The sequence below is a fragment of the Streptomyces sp. NPDC021225 genome (assembly GCF_044332865.1).
Classification (GTDB): Bacteria; Actinomycetota; Actinomycetes; order Streptomycetales; family Streptomycetaceae; genus Streptomyces.
In genome coordinates, this window is sequence record NZ_JBIRPV010000002.1 from 1,174,438 (window position 1) to 1,188,944 (window position 14,507).

General features: G+C 70.8%; 13 protein-coding genes and 1 riboswitch. Of the genes, 11 read left to right on the forward strand and 2 right to left on the reverse strand.

Going from position 1 to position 14,507, the window contains the following annotated elements; translation table 11 throughout:
* Positions 1-69: 69 nt before the first annotated feature.
* A riboswitch (glycine riboswitch) is annotated at positions 70-180 on the reverse strand.
* A gap of 193 nt (positions 181-373) precedes the next feature.
* Positions 374-1,153 carry an AAA family ATPase gene (locus ACH4S9_RS13325; protein WP_398371854.1) on the forward strand — a complete coding sequence of 260 codons (780 nt, stop codon included), beginning with the start codon at positions 374-376 and terminating at the stop codon, positions 1,151-1,153.
* 31 nt (positions 1,154-1,184) lie between these two features.
* Here ACH4S9_RS13325 and ACH4S9_RS13330 read toward each other — a convergent pair whose 3' ends face one another.
* Entirely contained in the window at positions 1,185-2,384 is a 1,200-nt protein-coding gene (locus ACH4S9_RS13330) for a hypothetical protein (RefSeq protein WP_398371710.1), read from the reverse strand.
* A 248-nt stretch (positions 2,385-2,632) separates the two neighbouring features.
* Between ACH4S9_RS13330 and ACH4S9_RS13335 the strand changes: the two genes are divergently transcribed.
* The 9 genes from ACH4S9_RS13335 (at position 2,633) to ACH4S9_RS13375 (ending at position 12,722) form a co-directional block, all read left to right on the forward strand.
* Entirely contained in the window at positions 2,633-3,445 is an 813-nt protein-coding gene (locus ACH4S9_RS13335) for an enhanced serine sensitivity protein SseB (RefSeq protein WP_311730335.1), read from the forward strand.
* Positions 3,446-3,588: 143 nt separating this feature from the next.
* Positions 3,589-4,362 (forward strand): enhanced serine sensitivity protein SseB C-terminal domain-containing protein, encoded by a 774-nt coding sequence (locus tag ACH4S9_RS13340; RefSeq protein ID WP_398371856.1) that lies wholly within the window; start codon positions 3,589-3,591, stop codon positions 4,360-4,362.
* Between the two features lie 378 nt (positions 4,363-4,740).
* Positions 4,741-5,745, forward strand: a complete 1,005-nt coding sequence (locus ACH4S9_RS13345) for an ABC transporter permease (RefSeq protein WP_398371713.1) — start codon at positions 4,741-4,743, stop codon at positions 5,743-5,745.
* Between the two features lie 131 nt (positions 5,746-5,876).
* A complete protein-coding gene (locus ACH4S9_RS13350; protein WP_361189659.1) occupies positions 5,877-7,643 on the forward strand; it encodes an ABC transporter substrate-binding protein in 1,767 nt (588 codons plus the stop codon).
* Between the two features lie 154 nt (positions 7,644-7,797).
* Complete coding sequence (locus ACH4S9_RS13355; RefSeq protein ID WP_311730332.1) at positions 7,798-8,772, forward strand: ABC transporter permease; 975 nt, start codon at positions 7,798-7,800, stop codon at positions 8,770-8,772.
* Positions 8,769-9,932 carry an ABC transporter ATP-binding protein gene (locus tag ACH4S9_RS13360; protein WP_398371716.1) on the forward strand — a complete coding sequence of 388 codons (1,164 nt, stop codon included), beginning with the start codon at positions 8,769-8,771 and terminating at the stop codon, positions 9,930-9,932. The genes ACH4S9_RS13355 and ACH4S9_RS13360 overlap by 4 nt, the downstream gene beginning before the upstream one ends.
* A gap of 20 nt (positions 9,933-9,952) precedes the next feature.
* A complete protein-coding gene (locus tag ACH4S9_RS13365) occupies positions 9,953-11,026 on the forward strand; it encodes a dipeptide ABC transporter ATP-binding protein (protein ID WP_361189662.1) in 1,074 nt (357 codons plus the stop codon).
* A 78-nt stretch (positions 11,027-11,104) separates the two neighbouring features.
* Positions 11,105-11,764: a trimeric intracellular cation channel family protein gene (locus tag ACH4S9_RS13370; RefSeq protein WP_311730329.1), complete on the forward strand. Its 660-nt coding sequence runs from the start codon at positions 11,105-11,107 to the stop codon at positions 11,762-11,764.
* A gap of 82 nt (positions 11,765-11,846) precedes the next feature.
* Positions 11,847-12,722, forward strand: coding sequence for an SRPBCC family protein (locus ACH4S9_RS13375; RefSeq protein WP_398371719.1), 876 nt, complete (start codon positions 11,847-11,849; stop codon positions 12,720-12,722).
* Between the two features lie 30 nt (positions 12,723-12,752).
* Here ACH4S9_RS13375 and ACH4S9_RS13380 read toward each other — a convergent pair whose 3' ends face one another.
* Positions 12,753-13,175, reverse strand: a complete 423-nt coding sequence (locus ACH4S9_RS13380; RefSeq protein WP_398371721.1) for a carboxymuconolactone decarboxylase family protein — start codon at positions 13,173-13,175, stop codon at positions 12,753-12,755.
* A 113-nt stretch (positions 13,176-13,288) separates the two neighbouring features.
* Between ACH4S9_RS13380 and ACH4S9_RS13385 the strand changes: the two genes are divergently transcribed.
* Complete coding sequence (locus ACH4S9_RS13385; protein WP_398371723.1) at positions 13,289-14,458, forward strand: cysteine desulfurase family protein; 1,170 nt, start codon at positions 13,289-13,291, stop codon at positions 14,456-14,458.
* The last annotated feature ends 49 nt before the right edge of the window (positions 14,459-14,507 follow it).

The window sequence follows — 14,507 nt, forward strand, 5'->3', positions numbered from 1 at the left end:
TCGTCGCGGAGAGCGGTCCGGCTTGCACCGTGGGTGGAGCCACGCCAGCGGCTCGCTTTTCAGATCTGCCTCGCCCGCGCGGTATCGGGGCCTGAGAGATTCAAGGGAGGACTTGCTCCTTCGGCGCCCCGGACGGCCGGCACTGCTGCCGGTGGCCGAGGACTCTCCCGCGCGGATTCAAGCGGCCGGTATGGAGTTGCGCGCAACATCATCGCACGTACGCCCGAGAAGGGAAGACCCGCTCGCCCCGCGCCGCCGCTCACCCCGATTCACAAGGCATGAAAGTCCGGCCCACAGGAAGACCACCTTGAAGGACATTACCTTTTCTTGACACTCTTCGGTGACGAGCCGCAGTGACCGACCTAGGAGGACGATCACGGTGCAGGGGCAGGGTACGTACGGGACGACATGTGGGCCCCTGCCGGTGACGCAGGGCGCGGCGCCAACCGGGGGCGTGATCAGACCGGGGCGCCGGGCGGCGGTGCACGACCTGCGCGGCGGCGGCAGCGACGGCGACGGCGGCGGCGGTGACGGCGACGGCGGCGGCGCGGCCGGGCCCGGGCCCGGACCCGGCCGCGGGTCCAGACCCGGACTCGGCGCGCGCGAGCTGCGCTACCGCACCGGGGACATGGTGGTCGCCTCCGGCCTGCCCGGCAGCGGCAAGAGCACCATGATCGGCCAGGCCGTGCCCGGCCTCGACCAGTCCGGCGGCCCGGTGCTGCGGGTGGACTCACAGGACGCCCGCGAGCGCTGGGAGCGGCGGCTGCCCCGCTGGCTGCCGTACGCCCTCTACCGCCCGCTGGTGCGCTGCGCCCACTACGCCGGGCTGCGCCGGGCGCTGCGCTCGGGCGCCAGCGTCGTGGTGCACGACTGCGGCACCCTCTCCTGGGTGCGCCGCTGGCTGGCCCGCGACGCCCGGCGCACCGGCCGCCGGCTGCACATGGTGCTGCTGGACGTGGATGCCGCGGTGGCCCTGGAGGGGCAGGCCGCGCGCGGCCGTGCGGTCTCTCGCTACGCCTTCGGACGGCACCGCCGCGCGGTGGGCCGGCTGGTCGTCGCCGCCGAGGGCGGGCGGCCGCCCGAAGGCTGCGCGTCGGTGGCGGTGCTGGACCGCACGGCCGCGAGCGCACTGCGCCGGATCGGCTTCGAGTGACGCGCGGCGGGGCAGGGGGAGACGGCCTTCATCAACCCTGGTCGGAGGCTGCGTCCACCGGGCGCGGCAGCGGCATGGGGGCGACGGCGTCGTCGGTCGCCTCGGCGGCGGACAGCGGGGTGGCGGCGGTGGTGAAGGGCTTCGGCGCGGCGGGCTTCGCCGCGGGCTTCTGACCGGGCCTCATGGCGCCGGGCTGGTTGGCGTTCTGGTTCGGGGCGCTGGGCTTCGCGCTCGGCTTCTGGGCACCGGGCTTCTGGGCACCCTGCTGGTCCTGGGCGCCCGGCTTCTCGGTGCCCGGCTTCTCGGCGGCTCCCGGCTTCTCGGTACCGGGCTTCTCCGCGGCGCCGGGCTTCTCGGTACCGGGCTTCTCCGGGTTCGGCTTCGGGGCGGGCGTCCGGGCGGCGAGGGCGGACGCCTCCACGGCGACGGTCGACGCCTCGTCCGGGAGCGGCAGCATCGGGGGCGTCATCGGGAGGTCCATCCCGGGGAGCGGGCCGATGAGGGCGTTGAGCAGCTCCAGGATGGCGTCGCCGATACGGGGGAGCGCCGCGGCGGCCGCGTCCGCGTCGCCCGCGGCGACGGCGTCCAGCAGGTCGTCGATCGCCCGCTGGAGCTCGTCCAGCGGGTCCGTCGAGACGTCCGTCGGCATGGTCTGGGCGTACGGCGGGGTCGCGGTCTCTCCCTGCCCGGCGGCCTGGGGCGGCTTCATGCCCTGGTTGTTCTGGTTGCCCTGGTCGGCGGCCTGCGGCGGCACGGTGACCTGGCCCTGGCCCTGGCCCGCGTTCTGCCCCTGGCCCTGCTGCTGCCCCTGGCCCTGGTCCTGTCCCTGCTCCTGCCCGGGCGGCGTGTCGTCGCGGCGCTCCCGGCCCTGCGTGGTGGCGTTCGGGCCCTGGGCCGCCTCGGCGGACTTGCGGGCGGTCTTCACCGCGCTGTCGATCGCCGTCGCGTGCTTGACCAGCTCGGCCTCGGAGAGCATCCCGCCGGGGGCCTCCTCCACCGCCATGGCCAGGTCGGCGACCCGATCGAGGAGGACGCGCAGATCGCGCATCGCCTGGGTCTGGGCCGCGGTCAGCGGCTCCTTGGCGAGCGCCGTGGGGGCGGGGGCCTTGGCGCCGGCCGTGCCCCCGTTTCCGCCGACCGTGGCGGCGGACAGACCGGCGGTGCCGAACAGCAGGGAGCCGGCCATGACAGAGGTGACGAGGACTTCGGCCTTGCGAGACGCGCGGATCATGAGACCTTCCTTCGCTGTGGTGACGTATGGGCGTACTCGGCACCACGGTGCGAGGGGCGCAAACCGAGCGCAACTTGACGATTACGTTCAGAAATGGTCAAAAGACTGTCAAAAGCTGTCCGGGATCGGGCGTTGCCTCCCCTTCGGCCTGGGGATTTGCTGTGGAGATCACCGGCCGCCGATGCCGCAAGTCCATACAGCCGTTAGGGTTCCTGTGCAGGTCGGACGAGATGGCGGTTGAGGCGGAAATGAGCATCCCGGAGCAGCACGGTCCAGCACCGGCTCACGGAGGGTTCCCTGACGGTGCGTTCCCTGCGTTTTCCGAGGCTCCCGGGTTCCCGGGCAACGAGCTCGAGGAAGTGCTCGCGGCCTCGGTCGACGTCCCCGGCGCCGGCGCCCGGATCGTCGAGACCCTGGCCCGCAGCCACGTCTGGGTCCCGCTGCCCAACGGCGGCGGCCCGGACAACAGTGACCTGGACCTGCCCACCATGGAGATCGAAGGCGCCGCGTATGTGCCGGTGTTCAGCTCCGAGCAGCAGTTCCTTCAGGTCGTCGGCGCCCATATGACGTTCACCGTCGCCCCGGCCGTCGAGTTCGCCCGCGGCCTGCCGCCCCAGCTCGGCATCGCCGTGAACCCCGGCGGCGCCGTCGGCGTTCCGCTTCCGCCGCCCGCCGTGGCCGAGCTGTGCCGCACCGGGCGCTCCGAGCTGGACGGCCCGGTCACCGGCGGCCGGGTGCGCCTGTTCGAGCCGGACTGGCAGGAGGAGCCGGTCGACTTCCTGGCGGCCGCCGGGCTCGAGTTCGGCAAGGTGGCCGGGTTGCGGTCCGCCCGGCGCGCCCTGGCCAGCGTCGAGGGGGAGCCGCCCGCGCTGTTCGTCGGCGTCGAGCTGGACCTCCCCGGCCCGGAGGGCCAGGCCGGCGCGGTGGACGCGCTCGGACGGGCGCTCGGCACGGTGCCGCTGCCGTGGACGGTTCAGCTGGTTCTGCTGGACATCGCGCAGGATCCGGTGGCCGATTGGATGCGCGAGCGGGTGCGACCGTTCTACGACCGTGACCGCTGAGTCGCCCAGGAGACCACTGTAGGGGCCCGTAAGCTGGTTGGATGACCGGTGGCGGGGCGCGTCCGTGCGCCCTTGGTAGCGGTGTGGACAGGCCGAGAGAGGGGCGGACCCAGGTGAGCGCGGGAGGCGGCCACGTCGAGCGGATGCTTCAGCAGGTCGCTCCGGGACGGTATGACGCCTATGAGTCGCTGCTGTACGCCCTCGCCGAAGGCCAGGTGTGGATGCTGCTGTGGCAGGGCGCGCCCGGCTCGCCCGACGCGCAGTACGGCAACATGGACGTGGGCGGGCTCGGCTACGCCCCCTGTGTGACCTCCGCTCAGGAGCTCGCCGCCAGCGGCTGGAGCCGCGCCCACGAGGTGGTGAGCGGGCGCCAGATCGCGGCATCCCTCTTCCCCGACCGGTACGGCCTGTGGCTCAATCCGCACGCCCCCGGCGGCGGCGTCGGCATCCCCTGGCTCGATCTGCGCAGAATCGCCTGCGGCCTGGACCGGCTGCCCGCGGGGCCGCTGCGGCTCAGCGAGCCCTCCCTCGAACTCCCGCAGTTCTACGCCCTGTTGGGACAGAACGCGCATCGCACGCCCGCGGTGCGGTCGCTGCGCCGCGCCTGGGTGCAGCCCGCGCTCGGCGCGCCGTATCTGGCCATCGGGCTGGATCTGTACGACGGCGGCGCCGCGGCCGTGGAGTCGGCCCGGGTGATGATGCGCCAGTCGGTGGGCGCGGTGCCCGAGGGGTTGCCGGTGTCCACCGTCGCGATGTCCGACGAGTACGACCCGGTGGCGATGTGGATGCGGGCCAGCGCGCGTCCGTTCTTCGACCGGGACGCGTTCGGGTCGGCCCAGCCCGCCCCCGCCCATGGCTACGGATACCCGCCGCCGCACGGCGGCCAGCGGTCGGGGCCCGCGCCGAGCGCCTGGTAACCGCCTTGTTCGGCGCGCCCCGGGACGTCCGCGCGCGCTCACGCGCTGCGCTCCGCGCCCCTTCGCGCCCTAACACTCCCGTTTGACAGTCCTGTTAACGGGACATTCCGCACCGCTCAGCGGAGTTGTGTTCCGGATAACGGAACACTCCTCACCACATCACGGTTAGGCATCCATTGCCGTGATGGGCTGGCGGGTGATCACAAGCGCGATGAAGACTCCCGCAACAGGAGGTGTCCGTACCTGTGGGTAGCGTGTGCCTCTCCTCCATAAAACTTCCGCACCACGAGCACAACTTTCACCTGCGTTTGTGAACCACGCCGCTACAGCGGCAGGTCGTGGGCCGGTCACCACCGGTCGAGAGGGGTCCCCACCACCATGACGGCACCATTGCACAGCACAGGCACGGATGCGGAGCCGGACGCATCCGTCGATGTCGCAGCGGATGTAGTCAAGGCCTCGGTCGAAGGGCGGTCGCTGCGTCAGATCGCCTGGACGCGCCTCAAGCGGGACAAGCTCGCGCTGGCCGGTGGGGCCGTGGTCGTCTTCCTGGTGCTGGTGGCCATCTTCGCGCCGCTGATCGTGAGCCTGCTGGGGCACCCGCCCAACGAGTTCCACCAGGAGGAGATCGACCCGCTGTTCGGCACCCCGAAGGGTTCGATGGGCGGCATCAGCTCCGACTTTATCTTCGGCGTCGAACCGTCGAACGGCCGCGACGTGTTCAGCCGGATCGTCTACGGCGCGCGGATCTCGCTGCTGGTGGCCTTCCTCGCGGCGGTCGTCGCCGTGGTGCTGGGGACCGTCTTCGGCATCATCGCGGGGTATTTCGGCGGCTGGATTGACACCGTTATCAGCCGCGTGATGGACATGCTGCTGGCCTTCCCGCAGCTGCTGTTCATCATCTCCCTGGTCTCCGTGCTCCCGAACGAACTGCTGGGGCTGACCGGCAGCGGGGTGCGCATCGCCATCCTGGTCTCGGTGATCGGCTTCTTCGGCTGGCCGTACGTCGGCCGCATCGTGCGCGGCCAGACGCTGTCGCTGCGCGAGAAGGAGTACGTCGAGGCGGCGCGCAGCCTGGGCGCGGGCCGGCGCTACATCCTCTTCCGGGAGCTGCTGCCCAACCTGGTCGCGCCCATCACCGTCTACGCCACGCTGATGATCCCCACCAACATCCTCACCGAGGCGGCGCTCAGCTTCCTGGGCGCGGGCGTGAGGCCGCCCACCGCCTCCTGGGGTCAGATGCTCTCCAAGGCCGTCGGCACCTATCAGGACGACCCCATGTTCATGATCATCCCGGGTCTGGCGATCTTCATCACCGTGCTGGCGTTCAACCTCTTCGGTGACGGCGTCCGCGACGCCCTCGACCCGAAGGGGACGCGTTGACGGCGACCCGCGCGGCCGCGGCCCAGCCGCACCGATACGAATCTGCCCCTGCCGCACCTGTCAGGCGGCGGTCACCCGAAGGTTCCCCGGCGCCATGCCAAGGACCCATATCCCGGAGGTTGCAAGAAACAATGAAACCCCTACGTTCGTCGAGAAGTAGGCGGATCGCCGGTGCGGCGCTCACCGTCGGTGCCCTGATGGCCACCGCGGCGTGCGGCGGCGGCTCCAAAGACGACAAGGGCGAGGGCGCCGGTTTCAACGCCGCGGTGACGGGCATCGCCAGCAAGTCGACCAAGACGGGCGGCACGCTCAAGTTCGTCAACAAGCAGGACTTCGACTCGCTCGACCCGCAGCGCCAGTACTACGGCTTCGCCTGGGACTTCTCGCGGTTCTACACGCGACAACTGATCACCTACGCGCCCAAGCCGGGCAAGGAGAGCAACACCCTCGTCCCCGACCTGGCCACCTCCAACGCCAAGATCACCGACGACGGCAAGACCTACACCTACACCCTGCGCGACGGGATCACCTGGGAGGACGGCTCGCCGATCACCGCCCAGGACGTCAAGTACGGCATCGAGCGCATCTGGGCCAAGGACGTCATCTCCGGCGGCCCGGCCTATCTGCGCCAGGTCCTGGACCCGAAGGGCGAGTACAAAGGCCCGTACAAGGACACCTCCAAGGACAAGCTGGGCCTGAAGGCGATCGAGACGCCGGACGCGAAGACCATCATCTTCCGTCTGCCCAAGCCCAACGGTGACTTCGAGCAGATGCTGGCCATGCCCACCGGTTCCCCGGTGAAGGCCGACAAGGACACCGCCGCCAAGTACACCAACCAGCCCTTCTCCTCCGGCCCGTACAAGGTCGAGTCGTACAAGCCGGGCAAGGGCGCGGTGCTGGTCCGCAACGACAAGTGGAAGAAGTCCTCCGACCCGATCCGCCCGGCCCTGCCGGACAAGATCACGGTGGACTTCAACTCCAACCTGGACGCCATCGACCAGCGGCTGATCAAGGGCGACTACGACGTCTTCCTCAGCGCCACCGGCATGAGCCAGGCTGGCCGCAGCGAAGCGATCAAGCAGCACAAGGGCAACGTCGACAACATCCCGACGAGCTTCGTCCGCTACGTCGACTTCGCCACCAAGGTCAAGCCGTTCGACAACGTCCACTGCCGCAAGGCGGTCTTCTACGCCACCGACTTCGAGGCGCTTCAGACCACCCGCGGTGGCCCGCAGGCCGCCGGTGACATCGCCACCACCATGCTCCCCAAGAGCATCGCGGGCGCGGACGACTACGATCCGTACGGCGTCCTCGAGCGCAAGGGCGCGCCGGACGCGGCCAAGGCCAAGGACGAGCTGAAGCAGTGCGGTAAGCCGGGCGGCTTCAAGACCAACATCGTCGCCCGTACGGACCAGCCGAACGAGGTCGAGGCCGCCGAGACGCTTCAGGAGTCGCTGGCCAAGGTCGGCATCGACATCGAGGTCAACAACATCGACGGCGCCTCCTCGGCGAGCATCACCGGCTCCCCCGAGGTGATGAAGAAGCGCGGCTACGGTCTGTCCATGACGGGCTGGGGCCCCGACTTCCCGACCGGCCAGGGCTTCGAGCAGCCGCTGATCGACGGCCGCTTCATCCAGCAGACCGGTAACTACAACGTCTCCGAGACCAACGACCCGAAGATCAACGGGTACTTCGACGAGGCGCTGAAGGAGACCGACCCGGCCGCGGCGGGCGAGATCTACAAGAAGATCAACCACGCCATCGCCGACAAGGCCGTGCAGATGCCCTTCCTCTACGAGAAGAACATCACCTGGCGCAGCTCGCGGCTGACGAACGCCTTCTCGTCGGGGGCCTACAACGGCCGTTACGACTACTCCCAGCTCGGCGTCGTCAAGTGATGGTTCGCCAAGCGACCGTCACACCCCACCATCGCCGATCTCGATAGGCCCGAAGGGCAGGTGATGGCCGCGGGCGGTGGTCCGGGCGCTCCCCGATCGGGGGCCCCGGACCGCCGCCGGGCCGCGCACAGTGCTTGCTTATGTCATCCGGCGCTTGTTCGCCGTCATCATGATGCTGTTGGTCGTCACGCTCACGACCTTCGCCATCTTCTTCATGATCCCGAAGTGGGCCGGTTCCGATCCCGCGCTCCTCTTCGTCGGCAAACAGTCCGACCCGGAGGCCATCGAGGGCATCAGACAGAAGCTGAGCCTCGACGATCCGCTGCTGGTGCAGTTCTGGCACTTTGTCGAGGGTCTGTTCGCCGGCCGTGACTACGCCAACGGCAACGACGTCACCCACTGCCCCGCGCCCTGCTTCGGCTACTCCTTCCGCACCGAGCAGGCGGTGTGGCCGCAGCTGACCGACGCCATGCCGGTCACCCTCTCGCTCGCCGCGGGCGCCTGTGTGCTGTGGCTGGTCGGCGGTGTCGCCGCCGGTGTCGTCTCCGCGCTGCGCCGGGGCACCCTGTGGGACCGCGCCGCGATGGGCGTCGCCCTCGCCGGTGTCTCGCTGCCCATCTACTTCACCGGTCTGCTCTCCCTGGCCATCTTCAGCTACCAACTGAACTGGATCGACGCGGACTACACGAGCATCAGCGACGACCCGGCCATGTGGTTCCAGAGCCTGATCCTCCCCTGGATCACGCTGGCCTTCCTCTACGCCGCGACCTACGCCCGGCTCACCCGCGCCACCATGCTGGAGATCATGGGCGAGGACTACATCCGCACGGCCCGCGCCAAGGGCCTGCGGGAGCGGGTCGTGATCGGACGGCACGCCATGCGCTCCACCTGGACCCCGATCCTCACCCTGCTCGGCCTGGACCTCGGCGCCCTGCTGGGCGGCGCGGTGCTGACCGAGACCACGTACAACCTGCCGGGCCTCGGCCGGCTCGCGGTGACCGCGATCAGCAACAAGGACCTTCCGGTCATCCTCGGCGTCACCTTGATGGCGGCCCTGTTCATCGTGGTGGCCAACCTCATCGTGGACCTCCTGTACGCCGTCGTCGACCCGCGAGTGAGGCTCGGATGACCGAAATCGAGAAGTCCGAGAAGCCTGAGACGCCTGAGACGCCCGGCGGCGAGCTGCCGGCCACCGGCACCGCGCTCGGGGAGGTGGCCGCGGCCGGTTCCCCCGCCCCCACCGCCTTCCTGGAGGTGCGTGACCTCCAGGTGCACTTCCCGACGGACGACGGCCTGGTCAAGTCCGTGGACGGGCTCAGCTTCCGGCTGGAGAAGGGCAAGACGCTCGGCATCGTCGGCGAGTCCGGCTCCGGCAAGTCCGTCACCTCGCTGGGCATCATGGGCCTGCACACCGCCGGGCAGTACGGCCGGCGCAAGGCGCGGATCTCCGGCGAGATCTGGCTGAACGGGCGGGAGCTGCTGGGCGCCGACCCGGACGAGGTGCGCAAGCTCCGCGGCCGCGACATGGCGATGATCTTCCAGGATCCGCTGTCCGCGCTGCACCCCTACTACACCATCGGCCGTCAGATCGCCGAGGCGTACCGGGTCCACAACGAGGTCTCCAAGGACGTGGCCCGCAAGCGCGCCATCGAGCTCCTGGACCGCGTCGGCATCCCCCAGCCGGACAAGCGGGTGGACAGCTACCCGCACGAGTTCTCCGGCGGTATGCGGCAGCGCGCGATGATCGCGATGGCGCTGGTCAACAACCCCGAGCTGCTGATCGCCGACGAGCCGACCACCGCCCTGGACGTCACCGTGCAGGCGCAGATCCTCGACCTCATCCGGGATCTCCAGAAGGAGTTCGGCTCCGCCGTCATCATCATCACCCACGACCTGGGCGTCGTCGCCGAGCTCGCCGACGACCTGCTGGTGATGTACGGCGGCCGCTGCATCGAGCGCGGCCCGGCCGAGAAGGTCTTCTACGAGCCCCAGCACCCCTACACCTGGGGCCTGCTCGGCTCGATGCCGCGCATCGACCGCGACCAGACCGAGCGCCTCATCCCGGTCAAGGGCTCCCCGCCCAGCCTGATCAATGTGCCGTCCGGCTGCGCCTTCCACCCGCGCTGCCCGTACGCCGATGTGCCCAAGGACAACATCACGCGCACGGAGCGGCCGGATCTGCGTGAGCTGCGCGGGAAGGATGCGGACGGCGGGCACTTCTCCGCGTGCCATATGACGCAGGAGGAGCGCACGCGGATCTGGACCGAAGAGATTGCGCCGAAGCTGTGACGGACACGAAGGATCCGAAGATGACGGTCCCGGAGCAGGCGACCACGACCCCCGAACCCCTGCTCAAGGTGTCCGGCCTGGTCAAGCATTTCCCCATCAAGAAGGGGCTGTTGCAGCGACAGGCCGGCGCGGTGCAGGCGGTGGACGGCCTGGACTTCGACGTACGGCCCGGGGAGACCCTGGGCGTGGTGGGCGAGTCGGGCTGCGGCAAGTCCACCATGGGACGGCTGATCACCCGGCTGCTGGAACCCACCCGTGGGAAGATCGAGTTCGAGGGCAAGGACATCACACATCTCGGCACCGCCGGGATGCGGCCGATGCGCCGCGATGTGCAGATGATCTTCCAGGACCCGTACTCCTCGCTGAACCCCCGGCACACGATCGGCACCATCGTCAGTGCGCCCTTCCGGCTCCAGGGAGTCAAACCCGAGGGCGGCGTCAAGGCGGAGGTGCAGCGGCTGCTGTCGGTGGTCGGCCTCAACCCCGAGCACTACAACCGCTACCCGCACGAGTTCTCCGGCGGCCAGCGCCAGCGCATCGGCATCGCCCGGGCGCTCGCGCTCAAGCCCAAGCTGGTCGTCGCCGACGAGCCGGTCTCGGCGCTGGACGTCTCGATCCAGGCTCAGGTGGTCAACCTGCTGGACGACCTCCAGGAGGAGCTCGGCCTCACGTATGTGATCATCGCGCACGACCTGTCCGTCATCCGGCATGTCTCGGACCGGATCGCGGTGATGTACCTCGGCAAGATCGTCGAGCTGGCGGACCGCAAGGACCTGTACGAGCGCCCCATGCACCCGTACACCAAGGCGCTGCTCTCGGCCGTGCCGGTGCCGGACCCCAGGCGGCGCGCCAAGCGCGAGCGGATCCTGCTCAAGGGCGATGTGCCCTCGCCGATCTCGCCGCCGTCCGGCTGCCGGTTCCACACCCGGTGCTGGAAGGCGACCGAGGTGTGCAAGCAGCAGGAGCCGCCGCTGATCGCGCTGGCGACCGGCCACCAGGTGGCCTGCCACCACCCGGAATCCGTATCCGAGCCCGAGGCGGCCGCGAAGACGGAGCAGAAGCCGGAGAACAAGGTGGAGAAGAAGCCGGAGTAACCGGGGCGGCGGGGCCGCCGGGGTGGCCGGGGGCGGCCCGAGAAAAGGGGATGCCCGACAGATGAGTAAAAATGTCGGGTGTTCATCGATCTGTTCAGCCCGTCCGTCCAGCACTCGCTCGACCTCGCCGGAATCTTCGTCTTCGCGATATCCGGCGCCCTGCTCGCCGTGCGCAAGAACTTCGACGTCGTCGGCATGGCGGTGCTCGCCGAGGTCACCGCGCTGGGCGGCGGGGTGTTCCGGGACCTGGTCATCGGCGCCGTGCCGCCGGCCGCCTTCACCGACCTCGGCTACTTCCTCACCCCGCTCGTCGCCACCGTCATCGTGATCTTTCTGCACCCCGAGGTGGAGCGGATCACGGTGGCGGTGGGCGTCTTCGACGCGGCCGGGCTCGGGCTGTTCTGCGTCACCGGCACCATGAAGGCGTACGACCACGGGCTCGGCCTCACCTTCTGCGCCGTCCTCGGCATGACCACGGCGATCGGCGGCGGGGTGCTGCGCGACCTCCTCGCCCACGAGGTGCCCTCGGTGCTGCGCTGGGACCGCGACCTGTACGCGGTCCCGGCCATCGTGGGCGCGACGATCGCGGCGCTGCTCATCCACTTCGACGCGCTCACGGGCGCCACCAGCGCACTCGCGGCCGCCGTGGCGTTCGCGGTCCGGCTGCTGGCGATGCGGTTCGGATGGCGCGCGCCGCGCGCGTGGAACCGGCGCAGCACGGCGGTCGAGGAGGTCTGAGCGGGGCGTCTTCCCGCCCCGGAGCACCATCGTGGTTGGATGGCGAGGGGCGGGTCTGATGGTGGAAACCGGGAGAAATGCCGTGAAGGACACGCTGAGCTCGACCGAGGGCGGCCGTTCCGCCCTGCGCCTGGAGCGGCGGATCGCCCATCCGCCGGAGGAGGTCTGGCGGGCCCTGACCGAGCCCGCCCTGATGGCCCACTGGTTCCCCGCCGAGGTCAGGCTGGATGCACAGGTCGGCGGGCGGGTGGACTTCGTCTTCCCCGGGCATGACGTACCGGACACCCACGGCGCCGTCACGGAGCTCGACCCGCCGCGCGTCTTCGCCTTCACCTGGGGCGAGGACCTGCTCCGCTGGGAGCTGCGGCCCGAGGGCGACGGCTGTGCGCTGACCCTCACCCACACCTTCCGTGACCGCTTCGGCGCGGCCAGCTTCGCCTCCGGCTGGCACACCTGCGTCTCGGCGCTTGCCACCCTGCTGGAGGGCGGGGAGGCGGGGATCGCCGGGGACACGGCCGAGCTGCACGAGCGCTATGTCGAGGCGTTCGGGCTGGCCGAGGGGGTCGTGGAGATCACCGAGGACGGCTGGCGGCTGCGGTTCGAGCGGCAGCTGGTCCGCCCGGCCGAGACGGTGTGGCAGGCGCTGACCGGCCCCTCCGGCGCCGAGGAGCCCGTGGAGGGCGGCGCGGTGCCGATCGGCTTCCGGACGGACGCGGTCCCGCCCGGCCCGGTCGTGGACGTGGCCGCGCCCCGCGAGCTGACCTACGACTGGTTGCGCGGCGGCCGTCCGGCCGGCCTGGTCCGCTGGCGGCTGACCGACGGCACCGGCCACGGCGCCCGCCTGATCCTCACCCAGACCGGCCCGGCCGAGGCCACCGAGGAGCGGGACGCGGCGTCGGCGGAGTGGCGCAAGCACATCACGCTGCTGGCGACGAAGCTGCTGCACATGCGGGGCTGAGCCGGGGAGCGCCAGGGCCCTCGCTCAGCTCTAGCGGTTGGTGGCGGGGACGGGCAGCAGGCCGCGCTCGGCGAAGACCTTCTTGGCGACCAAGGTGGCGTTGAGCGCCTTGGGTATGCCGCAGTAGACCGCCGAGTGCAGCAGCGCCTCGGTGATCTCGGTCGGGGTGAGCCCCACGTTCAGGGAGGCGTTGATGTGCACCTCCAGCTGCGGCTCGCAGCCGCCGAGGCCGGTGAGGATGCCGAGGGTGACCAGCTGCCGGTCCCGCGGGGCCAGCTCCGGGCGGGCGTACATGTCGCCGAAGGCCCAGGCCGCGACCTGGTGGCCCAGCTCGGGGGAGATGTCGGCCAGCGACTCCACCACCCGTTGCCCCACCTCGCCGTCGATCCGGCTCAGCACCTCCATGCCGTACTCGTACCGCTCCCGCTTGATCTTGTCGTTCGCGTTGCTCATGTCGAAGACCGTAGGAGTTGGAGCGCACTCCAAGGCAAGCGGTCCGGGTGTGGCGTGCGCTCCCTGTGCGCCCCGTACGCGCCCCCGGTCAGGCTCGTAGAATCGGGTCCACCATGGTTTACCTCGACCACGCCGCCACCACCCCGATGCTTCCGGAGGCGGTGCAGGCGATGACCGCCCAGCTCGCCGTCACCGGCAACGCCTCCTCACTGCACGCCGCCGGCCGCCGGGCGCGCCGTACCGTCGAGGAGTCCCGCGAATCGCTCGCGGCCTCGCTGGGCGCGCGCCCGAGCGAAGTCGTCTTCACCTCGGGCGGGACCGAGGCCGACAACCTCGCGGTGAAGGGACTGTACTGGTCCCGCAGGGACGCCGACCCCGCCCGCTCCCGACTGCTCGCCAGCCCCGTCGAGCACCACGCCGTCCTCGACGCCGTCGACTGGCTCGCCGAGCACGAGGGCGCGCGGGTCGAGTGGCTGCCCGTCGACGCGTACGGGCGGGTGCACCCCGACGCGCTGCGGGAGGCGATCGCCCGCGACCCCTCGGACGTCGCCCTCGCGACCGTGATGTGGGCCAACAACGAGATCGGCACGGTCATGCCGGTGCCGGAACTGGCCGCCGTGGCGGGTGAGTTCGGCATCCCGCTGCACGCCGACGCGGTCCAGGCCTTCGGCCAGCTCGACCTCGACTTCGCCGCCTCGGGCCTGGCCGCGATGACGGTCAGCGGCCACAAGATAGGCGGGCCGTACGGCATCGGCGCGCTGCTGCTGGGCCGCGAGTGGACCCCGGCGCCGCTGCTGCACGGCGGCGGCCAGGAGCGCCAGGTGCGCTCCGGCACGCTCGACACCCCGGCCGTCGCGGCCTTCGCGGTCGCGGCCGCCCACGCCGCCGCGCACCGCGAGGAGTTCGCCCGCGAGATCGGCGCGCTGCGCGACGTGCTGATCGGCGCCGTCCAGGCCGCCGTCCCCGACGCGATCCTGGGCGGCGACCCGGAGCCGGCCGGCCGCCTCCCGGCCAACGCGCACTTCTCCTTCCCCGGCTGCGAGGGCGACTCGCTGCTGCTGTTGCTGGACGCGCGGGGCATCGAGTGCTCGACCGGCTCGGCCTGCACCGCGGGCGTCGCCCAGCCCAGCCATGTCGTCCTGGCCACCGGCACGGACCCCGACCTGGCGCGCGGCACGCTGCGCTTCTCGCTCGGCCACACCTCCACCAAGGCGGATGTGGAGGCGGTGGCGGACGCGATCGGCCCGGTGGTGGAGCGGGCGCGCGGCGCGGGCCTGAGCTAGGAACCGGATGTCGTAGCAGGCCGCGACCTCGAAGGACGACCAGGGGTAC

Coding starts and splice junctions, on each gene's coding strand:
- ACH4S9_RS13330 (WP_398371710.1), bottom strand. CDS start 2,384: ATGATCCGCGCGTCTCGCAAGGCCGAAGTCCTCGTCACCTCTGTCATG.
- ACH4S9_RS13335 (WP_311730335.1), top strand. CDS start 2,633: ATGAGCATCCCGGAGCAGCACGGTCCAGCACCGGCTCACGGAGGGTTC.
- ACH4S9_RS13340 (WP_398371856.1), top strand. CDS start 3,589: ATGCTTCAGCAGGTCGCTCCGGGACGGTATGACGCCTATGAGTCGCTG.
- ACH4S9_RS13345 (WP_398371713.1), top strand. CDS start 4,741: ATGACGGCACCATTGCACAGCACAGGCACGGATGCGGAGCCGGACGCA.
- ACH4S9_RS13350 (WP_361189659.1), top strand. CDS start 5,877: ATGAAACCCCTACGTTCGTCGAGAAGTAGGCGGATCGCCGGTGCGGCG.
- ACH4S9_RS13360 (WP_398371716.1), top strand. CDS start 8,769: ATGACCGAAATCGAGAAGTCCGAGAAGCCTGAGACGCCTGAGACGCCC.
- ACH4S9_RS13365 (WP_361189662.1), top strand. CDS start 9,953: ATGACGGTCCCGGAGCAGGCGACCACGACCCCCGAACCCCTGCTCAAG.
- ACH4S9_RS13380 (WP_398371721.1), bottom strand. CDS start 13,175: ATGAGCAACGCGAACGACAAGATCAAGCGGGAGCGGTACGAGTACGGC.
- ACH4S9_RS13385 (WP_398371723.1), top strand. CDS start 13,289: ATGGTTTACCTCGACCACGCCGCCACCACCCCGATGCTTCCGGAGGCG.